The sequence below is a fragment of the Rhodococcus sp. LMD genome (assembly GCF_056108245.1).
Window position 1 is genome coordinate 234,539 of the sequence record NZ_CM148557.1, and the last position, 17,372, is coordinate 251,910.

General features: G+C 70.6%; 20 protein-coding genes and 1 pseudogene. 15 read left to right on the forward strand and 6 right to left on the reverse strand.

Annotation, left to right across the window (positions count from 1 at the left end):
* The first annotated feature begins 113 nt into the window (after window positions 1-113).
* The 11 genes from ACWPQI_RS01060 to ACWPQI_RS01110 all read left to right on the forward strand — a co-directional run bounded on the left by ACWPQI_RS01060 (window position 114) and on the right by ACWPQI_RS01110 (window position 9,776).
* Complete coding sequence (locus ACWPQI_RS01060; RefSeq protein ID WP_010595986.1) at window positions 114-914, forward strand: crotonase/enoyl-CoA hydratase family protein; 801 nt, start codon at window positions 114-116, stop codon at window positions 912-914.
* Between the two features lie 78 nt (window positions 915-992).
* A complete protein-coding gene (locus tag ACWPQI_RS01065; RefSeq protein ID WP_040271415.1) occupies window positions 993-2,186 on the forward strand; it encodes a thiolase family protein in 1,194 nt (397 codons plus the stop codon).
* 26 nt (window positions 2,187-2,212) lie between these two features.
* Window positions 2,213-2,974 carry a 3-hydroxyacyl-CoA dehydrogenase gene (locus ACWPQI_RS01070; RefSeq protein WP_010595988.1) on the forward strand — a complete coding sequence of 254 codons (762 nt, stop codon included), beginning with the start codon at window positions 2,213-2,215 and terminating at the stop codon, window positions 2,972-2,974.
* A gap of 37 nt (window positions 2,975-3,011) precedes the next feature.
* Window positions 3,012-3,638, forward strand: coding sequence for a TetR/AcrR family transcriptional regulator (locus ACWPQI_RS01075; RefSeq protein ID WP_040271417.1), 627 nt, complete (start codon window positions 3,012-3,014; stop codon window positions 3,636-3,638).
* A 61-nt stretch (window positions 3,639-3,699) separates the two neighbouring features.
* Window positions 3,700-4,857: an acyl-CoA dehydrogenase family protein gene (locus ACWPQI_RS01080; protein WP_040271419.1), complete on the forward strand. Its 1,158-nt coding sequence runs from the start codon at window positions 3,700-3,702 to the stop codon at window positions 4,855-4,857.
* Window positions 4,858-4,885: 28 nt separating this feature from the next.
* Window positions 4,886-5,644 (forward strand): SDR family NAD(P)-dependent oxidoreductase, encoded by a 759-nt coding sequence (locus tag ACWPQI_RS01085; RefSeq protein WP_040271422.1) that lies wholly within the window; start codon window positions 4,886-4,888, stop codon window positions 5,642-5,644.
* Between the two features lie 46 nt (window positions 5,645-5,690).
* Entirely contained in the window at window positions 5,691-5,978 is a 288-nt protein-coding gene (locus ACWPQI_RS01090) for a putative quinol monooxygenase (protein WP_040271424.1), read from the forward strand.
* A gap of 134 nt (window positions 5,979-6,112) precedes the next feature.
* Window positions 6,113-6,271, forward strand: a complete 159-nt coding sequence (locus tag ACWPQI_RS01095; protein WP_003939424.1) for a hypothetical protein — start codon at window positions 6,113-6,115, stop codon at window positions 6,269-6,271.
* A 77-nt stretch (window positions 6,272-6,348) separates the two neighbouring features.
* Window positions 6,349-7,407: an ATP-grasp domain-containing protein gene (locus ACWPQI_RS01100; protein ID WP_040271426.1), complete on the forward strand. Its 1,059-nt coding sequence runs from the start codon at window positions 6,349-6,351 to the stop codon at window positions 7,405-7,407.
* Window positions 7,404-8,477 (forward strand): SagB/ThcOx family dehydrogenase, encoded by a 1,074-nt coding sequence (locus tag ACWPQI_RS01105; RefSeq protein ID WP_040271429.1) that lies wholly within the window; start codon window positions 7,404-7,406, stop codon window positions 8,475-8,477. The genes ACWPQI_RS01100 and ACWPQI_RS01105 overlap by 4 nt, the downstream gene beginning before the upstream one ends.
* A 6-nt stretch (window positions 8,478-8,483) precedes the next feature.
* A complete protein-coding gene (locus ACWPQI_RS01110; RefSeq protein ID WP_040271431.1) occupies window positions 8,484-9,776 on the forward strand; it encodes an MFS transporter in 1,293 nt (430 codons plus the stop codon).
* Here the strand turns inward: ACWPQI_RS01110 and ACWPQI_RS01115 are convergent.
* From ACWPQI_RS01115 to ACWPQI_RS01130, 4 genes are all read right to left on the reverse strand, one after another.
* A complete protein-coding gene (locus ACWPQI_RS01115; RefSeq protein ID WP_474738605.1) occupies window positions 9,669-10,646 on the reverse strand; it encodes an NAD(P)H-dependent flavin oxidoreductase in 978 nt (325 codons plus the stop codon). The two genes, ACWPQI_RS01110 and ACWPQI_RS01115, sit on opposite strands and share 108 nt — an antisense overlap.
* 123 nt (window positions 10,647-10,769) lie before the next feature.
* Window positions 10,770-11,168, reverse strand: coding sequence for a nuclear transport factor 2 family protein (locus ACWPQI_RS01120; protein ID WP_432793622.1), 399 nt, complete (start codon window positions 11,166-11,168; stop codon window positions 10,770-10,772).
* Between the two features lie 69 nt (window positions 11,169-11,237).
* Entirely contained in the window at window positions 11,238-12,095 is an 858-nt protein-coding gene (locus tag ACWPQI_RS01125; protein ID WP_029540165.1) for a crotonase/enoyl-CoA hydratase family protein, read from the reverse strand.
* A gap of 110 nt (window positions 12,096-12,205) precedes the next feature.
* Window positions 12,206-12,454, reverse strand: coding sequence for a WhiB family transcriptional regulator (locus ACWPQI_RS01130; RefSeq protein WP_017681556.1), 249 nt, complete (start codon window positions 12,452-12,454; stop codon window positions 12,206-12,208).
* 521 nt (window positions 12,455-12,975) lie between these two features.
* Here ACWPQI_RS01130 and ACWPQI_RS01135 point away from each other — a divergent pair.
* Window positions 12,976-13,737 carry a crotonase/enoyl-CoA hydratase family protein gene (locus tag ACWPQI_RS01135; RefSeq protein WP_474738606.1) on the forward strand — a complete coding sequence of 254 codons (762 nt, stop codon included), beginning with the start codon at window positions 12,976-12,978 and terminating at the stop codon, window positions 13,735-13,737.
* Between the two features lie 73 nt (window positions 13,738-13,810).
* Here the strand turns inward: ACWPQI_RS01135 and ACWPQI_RS01140 are convergent.
* Window positions 13,811-14,205: pseudogene (locus tag ACWPQI_RS01140) on the reverse strand (DUF6325 family protein).
* A 275-nt stretch (window positions 14,206-14,480) separates the two neighbouring features.
* On the opposite strand from ACWPQI_RS01140, the gene ACWPQI_RS01145 reads away from it, so the two are divergent.
* The 3 genes from ACWPQI_RS01145 to ACWPQI_RS01155 are packed head-to-tail and all read left to right on the forward strand — an operon-like array spanning window position 14,481 to window position 16,887.
* Entirely contained in the window at window positions 14,481-14,885 is a 405-nt protein-coding gene (locus tag ACWPQI_RS01145; protein ID WP_003939434.1) for a DUF7144 family membrane protein, read from the forward strand.
* Window positions 14,886-14,915: 30 nt separating this feature from the next.
* Window positions 14,916-15,455, forward strand: coding sequence for a potassium channel family protein (locus ACWPQI_RS01150; protein ID WP_003939435.1), 540 nt, complete (start codon window positions 14,916-14,918; stop codon window positions 15,453-15,455).
* 13 nt (window positions 15,456-15,468) lie between these two features.
* Window positions 15,469-16,887, forward strand: coding sequence for a DUF2252 domain-containing protein (locus ACWPQI_RS01155; protein ID WP_010596002.1), 1,419 nt, complete (start codon window positions 15,469-15,471; stop codon window positions 16,885-16,887).
* Between the two features lie 75 nt (window positions 16,888-16,962).
* Here ACWPQI_RS01155 and ACWPQI_RS01160 read toward each other — a convergent pair whose 3' ends face one another.
* Window positions 16,963-17,235, reverse strand: coding sequence for a hypothetical protein (locus ACWPQI_RS01160; RefSeq protein WP_029540166.1), 273 nt, complete (start codon window positions 17,233-17,235; stop codon window positions 16,963-16,965).
* Window positions 17,236-17,372: the final 137 nt, after the last annotated feature.

Genomic DNA, 17,372 nt, shown 5'->3' on the forward strand with positions numbered 1-17,372 from the left:
ACCAGAACGTCCTGATCGGACGCTAGCTAGACGAGACCATTGACCGATCGATCGGTCCGTGATAGTGATTTAGCGATCGATAAGTAGACCTGACCGTTTCCGACAGGAGCCCCATGGCCGAGGAGTCCACCGTCACCGAAGCTGCCGCGCTGTACGAGCGCCGCGGCAACGTCGCCGTCATCACGCTCAACCGCCCACGGGCGCTCAACGCCGTGAACGCGGCGCTCTCGACGGCGGTCGGCACGCTGCTCGAGCAGGCCGAGGCCGACGAGGAGGTGCGCGTGGTGGTCCTCACCGGCGCCGGCCGCGCGTTCTGCGCGGGCGCCGACCTCAAGGCGCTCGCCACCGGCGAGAGTCTCGCCGCCGAGGGACATCCCGAATGGGGCTTCGCCGGGTACGCCCAGCACTGGATCAGCAAGCCGACCATCGCCGCGGTCAACGGGTTCGCCCTCGGCGGCGGCACCGAGCTGGTGCTCGCGTCCGACCTCGCGGTCGTCGACGAGGACGCCGAACTCGGCCTGCCCGAGGTCAAGCGGGGCCTGTTCGCCGCCGCGGGCGGGGTCATCCGCCTGCAGCAGCAGATCCCGCGCAAGATCGCCCTCGAGATCGCGCTGACCGGCGAGCCGATCTCCGCCGCCCAGGGCAGGGAACTGGGCCTGGTCAACCGGGTCGCCCCCGCGGGAACCGCGCTCGAGGTGGCGCTGGGCCTCGCCGAGACGATCGCCGCGAACGCGCCGCTGTCGGTGCGCGAATCGAAGGCGATGATCCACCGCACCGCGCACGGCGACGACTGGGAGCCGGGGGTGTGGGAGGCCAACGACGCCGCGCTGCGGACGGTCTTCACCAGCGAGGACGCCAAGGAAGGCCCGACCGCGTTCGCGCAGAAGCGGCAGCCGGTCTGGACGGGTCGCTGACCCTCTGATCTCGGCCCGGGGTCTCGTCGATCCCTCCGGGACACCCGGGCCGCTCCAACCCCTCGAAAGGAATTCCTCATGACCAACGCTGTCATCGTCGACGTGGTCCGCACCGCGGTCGGCAAGGGCAAGCCCGGCGGCGCCCTGTCCGGCACCCACCCCGTCGAACTGCTCGCCCACGTCCTGCGGGAGATCACCGCGCGCAACGACCTCGACCCGGCGCTGGTCGACGACGTCATCGGCGGCTGCGTCAATCAGGCCGGCGAGCAGGCCCTCAACATCTCCCGCACCGCCCTGCTGTCGGCCGGCTTCCCCGAGTCGGTGCCGGCCACCACCATCGACCGCCAGTGCGGCTCGAGCCAGCAGGCCGCGCACTTCGCCGCGCAGGGCGTCATCGCCGGCGCCTACGACATCGTCATCGCGTGCGGTGTCGAGTCGATGAGCCGCGTGCCGATGGGCACCTCGTCGATGGGCCAGGACGCCGCCGGCCCGGGCATCGCCGCCCGCTACCCGGAGGGCCTGGTCAACCAGGGCATCTCCGCCGAACTGATCGCCGCGAAGTGGAAGTTCGACCGCGAGGCGCTCGACACGTTCTCGGCGCAGTCGCACCAGCGGGCCGCCGAGGCGATCGCCGCCGGCTTCTTCGACCGCGAGATCGTCCCGATCACGGTCACCAACGCCGCCGGCGAGCAGGTCCGGCACACCGTCGACGAGACGGTGCGCGCCGCGACCACCGTCGAAGGCCTGGCCGGGCTGAAGCCGTCGTTCTACACCGAGGCGTACGCCCAGCGCTTCCCCGAGGCGCAGTGGCACATCACGCCGGGCAACTCGTCGCCGCTGTCCGACGGTGCCTCCGCGGCGCTGATCATGAGCGAGGAGGCCGCGGCCAAGCTGGGCCTGACGCCGCGGGCCCGGTTCCACTCGTTCGCCGTCGCCGGCGACGACCCGCTGTTCATGCTCACCGCGCCCATCCCGGCCACCCGCAAGATCCTCGCCAAGTCCGGGCTCAGCATCGACGACATCGACGCCTACGAGGTCAACGAGGCGTTCGCCCCGGTGCCGCTGATGTGGGCACACGAGTTCGGCGCCGACCCGGCCAAGCTCAACCCGCGCGGCGGCGCCATCGCCCTCGGCCACGCCCTCGGCTCGTCCGGCACCCGCCTGCTGACCACACTGGTGAACCATCTCGAGGCCACCGGCGGCCGCTACGGCCTGCAGACCATGTGCGAGGGTGCCGGCATGGCCAACGCCACCGTCATCGAACGCCTCTGAGACACAACAGAACCGAAGGGAAGAACATGATCGTCAACGACAGCGTCGCCGTCGTCACCGGGGGCGCCTCCGGCCTCGGCCTCGCGACCGTCGAGGCCCTGCTCGCCGACGGCGCCCAGGTCGTCATCATCGACCTGCCGTCCTCCAACGGCGAGACCATCGCCAAGGAACTCGGCGACCGCGTCCGCTTCGCCGCCGCCGACGTCACCGACGAGGCCGCCGTCACCGAGGCCCTCGACCTGGCCGAATCGCTCGGCCCGCTGCGGGTCGCGGTCAACTGCGCCGGCATCGGCAACGCCGTCAAGACCGTGAGCAAGAAGGGCGCTTTCCCGCTCGACGCGTTCAAGAAGGTCGTCGACGTCAACCTCTTCGGCACGTTCAACGTCATCCGCTTGGCCGCCGAGCGCATCGCGAAGACCGAGCCCGTCGACGGCGAGCGCGGCGTCATCATCAACACCGCCTCCGTCGCCGCGTTCGACGGTCAGATCGGGCAGGCCGCCTACTCCGCGTCCAAGGGCGGTGTCGTCGGCATGACCCTGCCGATCGCCCGCGACCTCGCGTCGCTGCTCATCCGCGTCGTCACCATCGCGCCGGGCCTGTTCAAGACCCCGCTGCTCGGGTCGCTGCCGGAGGAGGCACAGAAGTCCCTCGGTCAGCAGGTCCCGCATCCGGCCCGCCTCGGCGACCCGTCCGAGTACGGCGCCCTGGCCGCGCACATCGTCTCCAACCCCATGCTCAACGGCGAGGTCATCCGCCTCGACGGTGCCATCCGCATGGCCCCGCGCTGATCGTCGCACACGAGCAACATGTGAGAGGACGGGGTCGATGACTGCCCAGCCCGAACCCCGCCGGTTGGCGAACTGGCGGGAGTTCGAGGCGCTGCAGCTCGACCCCATCCTCGAGCATGCCCTGGACGCCTTCGGCGAGAACGGTTTCCACGGCACCAGCGTCCGGGATCTGGCCCGCCGGGTCGGGGTGACGGTACCCGCGCTGTACTACCACCACGAGAACAAGGAAGCCGTCCTCGTCGCACTCCTCCACACCGCCGTACGTGATCTCACCGAGCGCGCCCTCGCGGCCGTCGCCGCGGGCGGCGACGACCCCGTGCGGCGCTTCACCCACTTCGTCGAGGCGATCGTGCTGAACTCGACCTACCGATCCCGGCAGTCCGCCCTCGACTCCGAGTTGCGCCACGTGTCGCCGCAGAATCGCCGCCACTACGCCGCAACCCGCAAGCGTGTCGAGTTGATCGCCCTCGATCTCGTCGGCGAGGGCGTCGAACGCGGCGTGTTCGTCGTCGACGACATCGCCGAGGCGGTGCGGGCCCTGCTCGGCATGTGCCAGTCCATCGCCCGCTGGTACCGGATCGGCGGGCCCCTGACCCCCGACCAGGTCGCCGCGCGCTACACCGTCATCGCGCTGCGCATCGTGGGGTGCCCGTCCGGAGCGTGACTGCCGTGCCGCACCGCCCGCCCTGCACACCGAGACCGTGCACACCGAGACAGGGACATTCATGAAGCGCTACTTCTTCGACGCCGACCACGACGCGTACCGGGAGACGGTACGCGAGTTCCTCGCCCGCGAGGTCGAACCGAACTACGAACGCTGGGAGGACGAGCGGCTGATCGACCGCTCCGCCTGGATCGCCGCGGGCAAGGCGGGCGTCGTCGGCCTCGGCGTCCCCGAGGAGTACGGCGGGTCCGGCGTGACCGACTACCGGTTCCGCTGCGTCGTCGCCGAGGAGATCGCCCGCACCGGCACCACCTCGTTCGGCTCCGGCATGAGCCTGCAGGACGACATCGCCGTCCCCTACATCGCCGACCTCGGCACCGAGGAGCAGAAGCGCCGCTGGCTGCCCGGCATGGCCGCCGGCGAACTCATCGGGGCCATCGCCATGACCGAGCCCGGCACCGGGTCAGACCTGCAGGGGATCAAGACCACCGCCGTGCGCGACGGTGACGACTGGATCCTGACCGGGCAGAAGACGTTCATCACCAACGGAATCCACTCCGACCTGGTGATCGTCGTCGCCCGCACCGACCCGAAGGCCGGCGCCCGCGGCTTCTCCCTGCTCGTCGTCGAACGCGACATGCCGGGCTTCACCCGCGGCCGCAAACTGCACAAGGTGGGCCTGGCCGGCCAGGACACCGCCGAGCTGTCCTTCGACGCCGTACGGGTGCCGGCGGACAACCTGCTCGGGACCGAGGGGCAGGGGTTCGTCCACCTCATGGAACACCTTCCCCTCGAACGTATCTCCATCGCCGTCGGTGCCGTCGCCGCGGCCCGGGCGGCGTACGAGTGGACCAAGGACTATGTGTTCGAACGCACGGCATTCGGCAAGCCGATCGGCGCCCTGCAGAACACCCGCTTCGCTCTCGCCGAGATGCTCACCGAGATCGAGGTGACCGGTTCGCACGTCGACCGGTGCGTGCTCGCGCTGAACGCCGGGGAGCTGACCGCCGTCGACGCCGCCAAGGCCAAGTGGTGGGCCACCGAGCTACAGAAGCGCGTCGTGGACCGGTGCGTGCAGTTGCACGGCGGCTACGGGTACATGATGGAGTACCCCATCGGGCGCGCCTACGTCGACACCCGCATCCAGACCATCTACGGTGGCACCACCGAGATCATGAAGGAGATCATCGGCCGCGACATCGCTGCCGAATTCGCCTGATCCACTCCACCTTCGAAGGAGCGACACGATGTTCGATCTGTCCGGTAAGCGGGCACTCGTCACCGGCGGCTCGGCCGGCATCGGCCTGGGCATGGCGCGGGGGCTCGCCTCCGCGGGCGCCGACGTCGCGCTGTGGGGCCGCGGCACCGAACGTCTCGCGAAGGCGGCGGCCGACCTCGAGGCCACCGGGGTCCGCGTGCTCACCCGATCGGTGGACGTGTCCGACGAAGCGGCCGTCCGTGACGGTGTCGCCGCGACGGTCGAGGAACTCGGCGGGCTGGACGTCGTCGTGGTCAACGCCGGAATCGGGGGGCGGCCCGCGCAGTTCGTCGACTCGAGCACCGAGGACTACCGGAAGGTGATGGCGGCCAACCTCGACGGCGCGTACTTCACCCTGCGCGAGACGGCCGGGGTCCTCGTCGGCCAGGGCACCGGCGGATCGATGATCGTCACGTCGAGCCTGGGTGCGATCCAGGGCGCCGGACGCAATCAGGCATACGCCGCCACCAAGGCCGGGGTCCTGGCTCTGGCCAACGGCTGCGCGGTGGAACTCGCCCGGCACCGCATCCGCGTCAACAGCGTGCTGCCCGGCTGGATCGCCACCGACATGACCGGGCCGCTGCAGGACTCGGAGACGTTCGAGTCCCACGTGATCTCGCGGGTGCCGTTGGGCCGGTGGGGAACTCCCGAGGACTTCGCCGGCATCGCCGTGTACCTTGCGAGTGATGCCTCCGCGTTCCAGACCGGATCGTCCACCCTGATCGACGGCGGATACTCGATCTTCTGAACCGCCGGAAGTGTTGTCCAGCAAGATTCGACCACGAGGAGGAGCTATGGCACTGACCGCATTCCTGGAGCTCGAGTTCAAGCCCGAGACGCTCGGGGAGGCCCGCGCACTGATGGACCGGGTGCTGAAGGAGACCCGTGCGTTCGACGGCTGCCTCGGCATCGAGGTGCTCGCCGACCGGTCGAACGAGGCGCACTGGGTTGTCGTGGAGAAGTGGGAGTCGGAGCAGCACGACGCCGCCTACCGCGAGTTCCGGGCCGGGCCCGGCGCCATCACCGAGCTCGGCCCGCTGCTCGCCGGCGCGCCGAAGCTGACCTACTTCGACGAGGTCTGACAGGTAGGGGGTGAGCAGATTCCGCCCTGGGGTGCCTGGGCGGAGGCGGCGTCGTCGCCGACGATCGGTATGTCGGATCGACGCCCGCCCACCCGGTCCCGGGACGGCGGAACCTCCCAGGAAAGGCGGACGCCATGAACGTCGAAGAGATGGCCCGGACCCTGCTCACCCTCGACGACGAAGCGGCGCTGCGCAGCGCCGCAGCGATCGAGGACGCCACCTTCGCCGCCTACGCGAGCGACTACGTCGAGGCCATGACCCGGCCCGGCTGCAAGGGGTGTCACGGCGGCTGATCGACGGACGTGCAGCGGCCGGAGTACCACGGTGCTCCGGCCGTCCCGTCCCCACGACCGCCACCGAAGGAACCCTCATGACCGCTGCGCTGCCGCTGCTGCTGCGCTCGCACCCCCATCTCACCGCGGCCTCCGCCGAATCCCTGGACTTCCAGGCCCGCGTCGGGCATCCCACGGTGCCGGATCCCGCGCCGTGCGTTCTCGTCCTCACCCGTGCCGCCGACCGCGAGGTCGACGATCTGTCGCTGTGGCTGGCCGCGCGCGGCACCGCGCTGGTGCGGCTGGACAGCGACCGGTGCGTCGGCACGGACGTGCAGTGGGATCCGCTCACCGGTCTGCTCGCCCGTGACGGCCGGACGTTCCGGCCGCGGGTATGCTGGCTGCGGTACTTCGACGTGGACGCCCTGCGCAGCGGGCACCCCGCGCCCGACGCGACGCTGCACGTGCGTGACCAGTGGCAGGCGTTCGTCACCGCCCTCACAGCGCACGAGGGGGTGCGCACGCTCAATCCCGCCGCGCGGCCCGGAACCCCCGATCGCCTCACCCAGCTCGCCGCCGCGCGGGCGGCCGGACTGCGCGTCCCCGCGACCCTCGTGACGACGCGGCTCGACGTCGCGGCCCGGGCTCTGCCGGGCACCGGCGATCTGCTGGTCAAGAGCCTCGGCCGGCACTGCGTCGAACCGCGGCCCGGCCGTCTGCTCGGTGTCTACCCTCAGCGCATCCCCCGTACGGCGCTCGACGGTACACAGCACACGGGCGCCCCGGTGCTCGTCCAGGAATATGTGGCCGCCGACCGGGAACTGCGCATCCACGCCGTAGGCGGAACGCTGATCGGGTACGCCGTCACGCGACCCACCCCGGAGTCGCTGTGGACCCGGCCGGAGTCGATCACCGTGCGGCGCTGCGACATTCCCGCCGACGTCGCCGAGGCCGTGCGGGAGCTCCTCGACCGGTTCCGGCTCGACCTCGGCGCCGTCGACCTGCTCGACACCCCCACCGGCCCCGTCTTCCTCGAGGTCAACCCCGAATTCGACTGGCGCTGGGCAGAACACGGCGCCGGTGACTCCGACACCACGAACGCGGTGCGTGCTCTGATCGCCGCCGCCGTCCCCGCACACCGAGGAGAGAACCGATGACCCGTGTCGCCGTCGCCGAGTACGCGGTGCTGTTCTGGCGCAACGGCACACTGGTGTGGGACGACTACCTGCACCACCGGCAGTTCGCCCTCACCCCCGACAGCGAGCGGGTCCTGCGCTGGTTCGCGTCGTGGCGCGAACTCGACAGCATCTCCGAGCTGGGGGAGTTACCCCTCGGAATCGCTCACCGGCTGCTCGAGGCGCAGGTGCTCGTCGCCGAGGGTTCGGCCGAGCACGCCGAGCAGGAGCAGATGCTCGTCGAATGGGGCACGTGGGGCCCGTCGGCCCGTTACCTGCATTTCGCGGCCCGCACCGGCTCGGACGTCCGGTTCGCGGACGTAGTCGACGACGAACTGCGGTCGGCTGCCAAAGCGAGCGAGCAGCCGGCGCCCGCAGCCGCCAAGTCCTATCCGCAGCACCCGATGATTCCCGTACCCGGCGATCGGCCGGACTCGTCGGGATGGCAGCGTCCGGGCCTCGTCGAGGCCCTGTTCGAGCGCCGTTCGGTCCGGCAGTTCACCGCAGATCCCGTGTCTCTCGACGCCGTGGGCACCGTCGCGCGCGTCGCGGCGGGGCCCGTCACGGTGATCGACCATCCGCAGGTCGGGCAGGTGCTGCTGAAGACCAGCCCGTCCGCCGGTGCCCGCACCCCCCTCGAGCTGTATCTCTACGCGAACCGCGTCGACGGACTCGAGCCGGGGTTCTTCCACTACGCGCCGATGCGCGGTGGGCTGGAACGGATCGGGCAGAGCGTGCCCCGGTCCGTGCTGGACGCGGCGCTCGGCGAGCAGCCGTGGCTGTCGGACTGCCCGGCGCTGCTCATCTACACGGCGGTACCGGCCCGGACCCGGTGGCGGTATGAACATTCCCGCGCCTACCGCGACATCCTCGTCGAGCTCGGCCACGTCAGTCAGACCGTCCTGCTCACCGCCACCGCGCTCGGGCTCGGTGCGGTGACGGCGACGGCGATGCGTGACCGCGAGCTCGAAGACCTGCTCGGCTGCGACCCCACCGCCGAACCGGTCCTGGCGGTCACGGCGCTCGGGCACCCCGCCGCCGGACTCGGGTGACGTCCGGTGTCCGGTGCGCTCCGCAATCCCGACTTCGCGCGGCTGTGCGCCGGGCAGGCGGTCGCGCAGCTCGGCAGCCGCGGCTACGGCGTCGCGATCATGCTGTGGGTGCTCGCGGTCAGCGGGTCGGCCGCGACGGTGGGTCTGGTCTCCACCGTGACGATGGGTGCCTTCACGGCCGCCACGGTGCCCGCCGGCTGGATCGTCGACCGCTTCGATCGCCGCCGCGTCATGCTCACCGTCGACGCCTGCTCGGCCACCGCCGCCGCGGTGCTGGCGTTCTGCGCGTGGCGCGGCGCGTTCGACCCGGTGCCCGTCCTCGCCGCCGTGTCGGTGCTCGGGGCGGGGTGGGCGGTGCGCGGCCTCGCCGAGGACGCGGCGGTGCCGCAGGTGGTCGAGCGCGAACAGCTCGGCGCGGCGTACGGGCTGTTCGAGGCACGGGGATATGCGACGGGCGTGGCCGGGCCACCGCTCGCGGCCACCCTCTACGGCCTCGGTGCCGCGCTGCCCTTCGCAGGACATGCCGTGTCGTTCGTGGTGGCAGGGGCAGCGGCGTCCCGGGTCCGCACCCCGCTGCAGGCACCTCGCGTCCACGGCCCGGTCGTGGAGCGGCCGTGGGTCGCGATCCGGGAAGGGTTGCGCTGGTTCGCATCCCACCCGTTCGTTCGTACCACCGCGGCGCTGACGGCCGTCGCCGAGTTCGTGGTCAACGGCTGTGGCCTGGTGGTGGTCGTGCTCCTGGTCGGCAGCGACGCGCCGTCCTCGACGGTCGGCATCGTGCTCGCCGGTGCGTACGGCGGGGGCATGCTCGGAGCCCTGGCGGTGCCGTGGCTCCGGCGCCGGATTCCGGCACACCGTCTGCTTGTGCTCTCGGCGGCCCTCGGGGCTCTGGCGGTCCTCGCGGCGGCCACGGGTTCGCCGGTCGCGGCGGCCGCCGGTTACGCGGCCCTGCTGGCGGTGACCCCGTCGTGGTCGGTGGTGGTGACCGCTCGCTGTGCCGAACTGGTACCCGACGAGGTACGGGGACGGGTCGGCGCGGCGACCGGTCTGGTCACGTCGCTGCCGGCGATGTTCGCTCCGCTGACGGTGGGCGTGCTGACGACGACCGTCGGCGCGGCGAGCACCGCGGGGGTGCTCGCCGCGCTCCTCGGCGGGGTGGTCGTGGCGACCGCCGTCAGCCGGACGGTGCGCCTACAGGCCGGCGAGCCGCTCGCGCGCCGCGCGGTACTCGGTGGTGAGCCGGTCGACGAGTTCGGCAGCGGGTACGACGGCGTCGACCGCGCCGATGCCCTGTCCTGAACCCCAGATGTCGCGCCACGCCTTGGCCGCCGGTGCCGATCCCGAACTCTCGCCGGTGCCGAAGTCCATGGCCGACGGGTCCGACACGGCGAGGTTGTTCGGGTCGAGGCCGGCGGCTTCGATACTGCCGCGCAGGTAGTTGCCGTGCACGCCGGTGAAAAGGTTCGAGTAGACGATGTCCGCGGCGGTCGAGTCGACGATCATGTCCTTGTAGCGGTCGTCGGCGTTGGCCTCTTCGGTGGCGATGAACGCCGACCCGACGTAGGCGAGATCGGCGCCGGCGGCCTGCGCGGCGAGGACCGAGCGGCCGTGCGCGATCGAGCCCGACAGCAGCAGTGGGCCGTCGAACCACTCGCGGATCTCCTGGACCAGCGCGAACGGGGACTGGGCGCCGGCGTGCCCGCCGGCGCCGGCGGCGACGGCGATGAGCCCGTCGGCGCCCTTGTCGATCGCCTTGCGCGCGAAGGTGTTGTTGATGACGTCGTGCAGGACGATGCCGCCGTAGGAGTGGATGGCGTCGTTGACGTCGGTGCGGGCGCCGAGGGAGGTGATGACGACCGGGACCTCGAATTCGACGATGGTGGCGAGGTCTTCTTCGAGGCGGTCGTTGGAGCGGTGCACGATGAGATTGACCGCATACGGCGCGGACGGCGCTTCGGGGTGGTTGGCGTCGTGCTTGGCGAGGGCCTCGGTGATGCGGGTGAGCCACTCGCGCAGCATCGCCTGGGGGCGCGCGTTGAGCGAGGGGAACGAGCCGACGACGCCGGAGGTGCACTGGGCGATCACCAGGTCCGGGCCGGAGACGATGAACATCGGCGACGCCACGACGGGCAGGCGCAGCCGGTCTTGCAGGATCGAGGGCAGGGCCATGCGGAACTCCTTGTGCTGTGCGGTCTTACGGTTCGTTCTCAGGGGCGGTTCGTTCTCAGGGGCGGTGCGTTCTCGGGGGCGGTGCGGTCCTGCCAGCGGTGCGGTCTTGCCGGCGGTGCGGCCTCACGAGTGCCCGAGCCGGGCGGCCATGAGCGGCATGAGGGCCTGCAGGCCCTTGACCGGCCGGATCATCACCTTGAACGAGGTGATCTGCCCGGCGTCGTTCCAGTGCATCATGTCGATGCCGTCGACGTGGATGCCGTCGAGATCGGCGGTGAACTCGAGCACCGCCGATCCGTCGGAGTACCACTCGCCGACGTACCGGAAGTCCCGCCCGGTGAACACGGCGAGCGCGGCCCGCAGGTAGGCGAGGGTCAGGTCTCTCCCCTCCTGCGGCGTGAACACCGCGGGGGAGTAGAAGACGGCGTCGTCGGCGATCAGATCGTCCAGGGCTGCCTCGTCGCTGTGCTCGACGATGTGGTGCCAGCGTTCGACGACGGCGGGTCGGACGTGGGTCGACATGAGGATCCCCTCTCGGTTCGTCGCCCCCGAGCGTAGGGGCCACCCATCTAAACAGTCAATGGTGACCGTTCAGGGACGGAACGGTGGCGTCGGCAGGTCGTCACCGAACAGATCCGGCAGATCCCTCGACACCCGGTCCGGGAACGCCGCGGGACGCTTCTCGAGGAAGGACGAGATGCCTTCCCGGGCGTCGGGGCCCGTGCCGCGGATGTTGATGCCGCGGGTCTCGATGCGGTGCGCGATCATCGGATGCTCCGCGCCGAGCGTGCGCCACATCATCTGCCGGGACAGCGCCACCGAGACCGGCGCCGAGTGCTCGGTGAGGCTGCGGGCCAACGCGCGGGCCTGATCGAGCAGATCGGCCGCGGGATGGAGCGCGTAGACGAGCCCGGCCGCGTGGGCCTCGGTCGCGTCGAAGATCCGTCCCGAGTACACCCAGTCCAGGGCGGTCTGCAGCGGAACCAGGCGGGGCAGGAACCAGGTGGAACACGACTCGGGGACGAGGCCGCGGCGGTTGAAGACGAAGCCGATACGGGCGTCGTCGGCGGCGAGGCGGAAGTCCGCCGCAAGCGTCATGGTGATGCCGACGCCGACGGCCGGGCCGTTGATCGCCGCGATGATCGGCTTGCGGCACTCGAACATGCGCAGCACGACGCGGCCGCCACCGTCGCGCCGGACGTCGTCGGCGCGCGGTTCGTCGAGTCGCTGCGCGAACGTGTCGGCGCCCGCAGAGAGATCTGCGCCCGCGCAGAAGGCGCGTCCGGCGCCGGTGATGACGACGGCGCGCACGGAATCGTCGGCGTCGCAGCGGTCGTAGGCCTCGATCAGCTCGTGCTCCATCGTGGTGGTGAAGGCGTTGAGCTGGTCGGGACGGTCGAGGGTGATGGTGGCGATGCCGTCGGCGACGGACAGGTCGATGTGTTCCACGCCGGTCAGCATGACATGTTTACTGAGCGATCGGTAGGTGTCCCGGTCGCGCACAGCGCGGCGCCCCCGTCGCGAGTCGGTGACGGGGGCGCAGGCGTGACGTGCAGGGGCTATCCGCGGGTCACGCGGCCGCGGCGGAACTCCTTGCCGCCCCAGATGCCGGACTGCCGGGTCTCGCCGGCGTAGGCGGCGCATGCGGCGACGAGCGGGCAGCGGGCGCACACCCGGCGGGCGTAGTCGAACGACTCCGACGGGTCCGGGAACCAGGCGTCCGGCGTCGCGTCGCCGCGGCACGCGGCCAGGTCCCAGTCCGGCGTGGTGTCCGACGGGGCGAGCAGGTCGGTGAGCATCGTAGTCACGGGCAGGTCCTCCTTCCGAGGATGGAATGCGGGTTCGGTCGGGGCGGCGCAGTGCCCCGGCATGAAGTCGTGGCAGAACGAAACGCGTTGTGGCGCAGAACGGTGTCGAGGAACGGATGGATGCGGAGGCGGCGGTCAGCAGATGCCGGGTCGCGTCGTCGGCGACCCCGCCTGCCGGGGTCCCGCTGGGGGAAGGACGCACGCGACGGGATGTCGCATCGGCTGCGGCGCCGGTCGTTCCGGCGGGGCAGCCGGTGGCGCTGTGCGCATCGCGTGTCTCCTTCCATGTCGTGGTCGTCGTCGATCGGTCGAGTCCAACGCCCCCCGCCGCCCGGGTTCTTCCCCTCGGTGCGAGAACAGTGACGGGTACCTCACGGCCCGGGTTCCGCTACATAGGTTTCGGCTATGGGTCGATCTCCCGTTCGGACTTTGTCCCGGGCGCCGGTCCGGTGATCGACTCGACGGGACGCTCCGGCGGCGCCGCGGGTGCGGCCGGAACCCCCGCGACGAGGAGACGCCACGTGAGCGCTGTACTGACCGAGTTCGGCGACGGCATCGCCGTCATGACCATCAACCGGCCCGAGGCGCGCAATGCCGTCGATCTCGAGGTCGCCAAGGCGCTCGCTGCCGCCGTCGACGAGTTCGAGGCGCGGCCGGACCTGGTCGTCGGGATCGTCACCGGCGCCGGCGGCACCTTCTGCGCCGGCATGGACCTCAAGGCGTTCACCCGGGGCGAGCGGCCGTCGCTGCCCGGCCGGGGATTCGCCGGGCTCACCGAGCGTCCGCCGACGAAGCCGCTGATCGCCGCGGTCGAGGGCTGGGCTCTCGCCGGCGGATGCGAACTCGCGCTCTCGGCGGACCTCGTCGTCGCTGCCCGGGGCGCTAAATTCGGGCTGCCCGAGGTCAAGCGCGGACTCGTCGCGGCAGCCGGCGGCCTGCTGCGCCTGCCCAAGGTGCTGCCGTACCAGCTCGCCATGGAGATCGTGCTGACCGGCGACCCGCTCACCGCCGAGGTGGCGCACGCGCACGGTCTGGTCAACACCCTCACCGAGCCGGGTGCGGCGCTGGACGGGGCGCGGGCGCTCGCCGCCCGCATCAGCGGCAACGGGCCGCTCGCCGTCCGGGCGTCCAAGCAGATCATGTCCTCGGCGGTGCAGTACACCGATGCGGAGGCGTTCGCGTCGCAGCGGGCGCTCGTCGAGCCCGTGTTCGCCTCCGCGGACGCGCAGAAAGGCGCCCGCGCGTTCGCCGAGAAGCGCGCGCCGGTATGGCGCGCGGAGTAGAGAACTCCTGGAAACCGCTACGAGCCGAGGACCGAGTTCTCGGCCTCGAGCTCGGTCAGTGCTCCCTGGCACTTCAGGTCTGGTCTTCGAGCACCTCGAGTGAGGCGACGAGTCGGGTGCCGTTGGGGCGCACGGTGGCCGCGAAGGGTGCGGCCCTGGTGTTCTCGTAGACGACGATCGCCGCCGAGCACCCGAGGGCCGCACCGGTCTCACCGAGGTCGGTGTCGTCGAGCATGCAGGTGGCCGCCCCGGCGAAGAGGATCACGTCGATGTCGTCCTCGAGCCGATCTCGGAGACGTCGATCCCGCCCAGGGAGGCGTCGGTGTCCTTGCGGACGAAGGCGAGGTCCGGCACCGCGATGATCCCGCGCGCGACGAGGCCGTCCGGCAGCAGCAGGGCCGAGCCGTCGGTCTGCGGTAACTCGACGACGAGATGGTCGACGGGACCCAGGATGTCGGCATCGCCGATGGGATTCCTCTTTCCGCTGTGCCGGGAACAGGTGGTCGGGCCGTGTCCGGCTGTGTCGACGCGGTGACTGGAGCGCACGACCGGCAGTGGCGTCGTTCTCCGCTCGGCCGCGGACGACTCGCCCTTCGGTCGATGTGGTGACCGAAGACCTTTCGGATCCCTCCCGCGCAGCCATGCGGTCGGGATCGCACGAAGATCGTCAACTCGATGCGGGGTGGCCGGTGGCGCGCGCACAATACCGTACGTCGGGCCGGAGCGAAGGGAAGGCGAGTGGCATGTCCCAGGACACGAGTGTCAAACAGGGTGTGGCGGCCGGTACGTCCATCGGCGCCGCGATCATCCTCACCACGATCGGTATCCTCCAGATCTTCCAGGGGATCGCCGCCGTAGCCGAGGACGAGTTGTTCGTCGTCGGGATCGAGTACACGTACAAGTTCGACTTCACCACCTGGGGATGGATCCACATCGTGCTCGGTGCGGTGATCACCCTCGTCGGTCTTGTCCTCTTCACCGGCGCGACCTGGGCGAGGGTTGCGGCCATCGTGCTTGCGGCACTGTCGATTCTCGCGAACTTCATGTGGCTGCCCTACTACCCGTGGTGGTCGATACTGATCATCGCGCTCGATGTGGTCGTCATCTGGGCGGTGTCGACGTGGAACCCGCGTCGGGACTCCTACTGACGGCTTCGCCGGCAGGCCGGGACGTCGCCGATGACCGACGGTGACGCCCCGTCCGGCCTGCCCGACGTAGGAGGCCGACGGCTGCTCTGGCTGGCGGTGCTGCGGCCGCTGCTCACCACGGTGTTGCTGGTGATCGCGTACTTCGTGCTGCCGCTCGAGGACATCGACGATGTCTCCACCCTGGCGTTGCTGATCGGCGGGACCCTCCTGGTGTGCGCAGTGTGCGCCTGGCAGATCCGGCAGGTGCTGCGGTCCCCGTACCCGGCCGTGCAGGCGATCGAGGCGCTGCTGCTGTCGGTCGCCGTCTACCTCGTCGGGTACTCGACGGTGTATCACGTCCTGTCCTACAACTATCCGGAAGCGTTCGACGAGCCGCTCTCGCGGATCGACGCGCTGTACTTCTGCATGACCGTCTTCGCGACGGTGGGCTTCGGCGACATCGTCGCGACCACCGAGGGCGCGCGGGCGCTCGTCACGGCGCAGATGGTCGGCAACCTTGTCCTTATCGCGCTCGGCATCCGTTTCCTGACCGCGGCCGTGAAGTGGCGCCAGCAGCAGAAGAAGACGTGAGAGGAAGAATCCGATGGCCGAGACCTCGAGAAGCGCAACAGCAGTCGAACACCTCACCAGGGAGGAGCGGGCGGAACGCGGCCGGGCGGCACGCGCCCGGATCCCGCTCTCCGCGCTCGCCGAGTTCGATACGAGCGGTCGTCCCGATCCGCTCGACCTGTTGGAGCAGCAGGCGACGTCCCGGGTGCCGGACCTGGTTCCGGTGCGCTACGGCCGCATGGCAGAAACTCCGTTCTCCTTCTATCGCGGTGCGGCCCTGGTGATGGCCGACGATCTGTCCCGCGGGCCGACCACGACCGTCCTCACTCAGCTGTGCGGGGACGCGCACCTGAGCAACTTCGGTATCTTCGCCACCCCGGAACGCAAGCTGACCTTCGACATCAACGACTTCGACGAGACGTATCCCGGGCCGTTCGAGTGGGACGTCAAGCGGCTCGTCGCCAGTCTCGTGATCGCCGCGCAGGACAACGGATTCACGAGCAAGCAGCAGGCGCGCATCGCCCGCGCCTGTGCCGCCGAATACCGCGAGACGATCGCCCGGCAGGCGGAGCGTGGGAATCTGGCGGTCTGGTATTCGCACATCGAAGCCGGCGCGGAACTCGCGGAGCTGCGCGACGAACTCGACTCGTCCATGAAGAAGCGCCTGCGCAAGACTCTCGAGAAGTCCCGGCACCGGGACAGCGTCCAGGCGCTGGCCAAGTTGACCGAGGTGGTCGACGGCCGGCGCCGGATCATCAGCAACCCGCCGCTCATCGTCCCCATCGAGGAGGTGCTGCCCGACGCGGACGCGGACGAACTCTACGCCGACCTGCACCAGCGCCTGCGCCAGTACCGCTCGACCCTCCAGTGGGATCGGCGGGTATTGCTCGAGCAGTTCGAGTTCGTGCAGGCGGCGCGCAAGGTGGTCGGTGTCGGTAGCGTCGGGACCCGGGCGTGGATCTTCCTGTTGCGCGGCACGGGTGACGACGACCCGCTCTTCCTGCAGGCCAAGGAGGCGCAACGGTCCGTGCTCTCGTACTACGTGGACGGACCGACGTTCGCCAACGAGGGCGAACGGGTGGTCAACGGCCAGCGGCTGATGCAGGCGGCCAGCGACATCTTCCTCGGCTGGCAGCAGGGCCCCGGCCCGGACGGGATCCGGCGCGACTTCTACCTGCGGCAGCTGCGGGACGGCAAGGGCTCTGCGGTCGTCGAGGCGATGACCCCCACCGGCATGACGCTGTACGGGCGGCTGTGCGGACGGGTGCTGGCGTACGGGCACGCCCGATCCGGCGACCGCATCGCGATCGCCGCATACCTCGGATCCGGAACCGAATTCGACGACGCCATAGCGGCTTTCGCGGTCGCCTACGCCGAGCAGAACGTCCGGGACCACGCTGCGCTCGTCGATGCGATCGCCGCGGGGCGGATCACCGCTCAGCGCGGTCTCTGATCCGAGAGAGCGCCGCCCGCCCCGTCCCGGCGTTGCTGTCCGGACGCCTGCCGGACCGCCTCGCCGAGCTGGAGCTCAGGCTTCCTCCAGCGCCTCGCCGATTCCCTGGAGCAGGCGGTGGTGATGCGCCTCGGCCAGAAGGTGGCCCGCGGTGATGGCAACCGCCACCGGCCACTCGAGGAGCTCGAGGGCCACCAAGGTGCCGACGCCCGCGAGGTATGCGAGCTGTTCGGGCGGCGGGAGGCTGATGTGGCCCATGACGGGCAGCTCCAGGACGAGATGTTCGGCCTCCCGCAACCGTTCGAGGGCGGGACGACGCGGCGACACCGCTGACGTCGTGGCAACCATGGCAGTCCCTTTCGCTGTCGGGCTTACGGACGAGCCGGCCGTGTTCCGGCCGTCGGGTCAGCGCCGGTCTCTGCGGTCCTCTCGCCGATCTTCCCGGCGGTCGGAACGCCGGCGGACACCGTGGGCGACTACCGCCG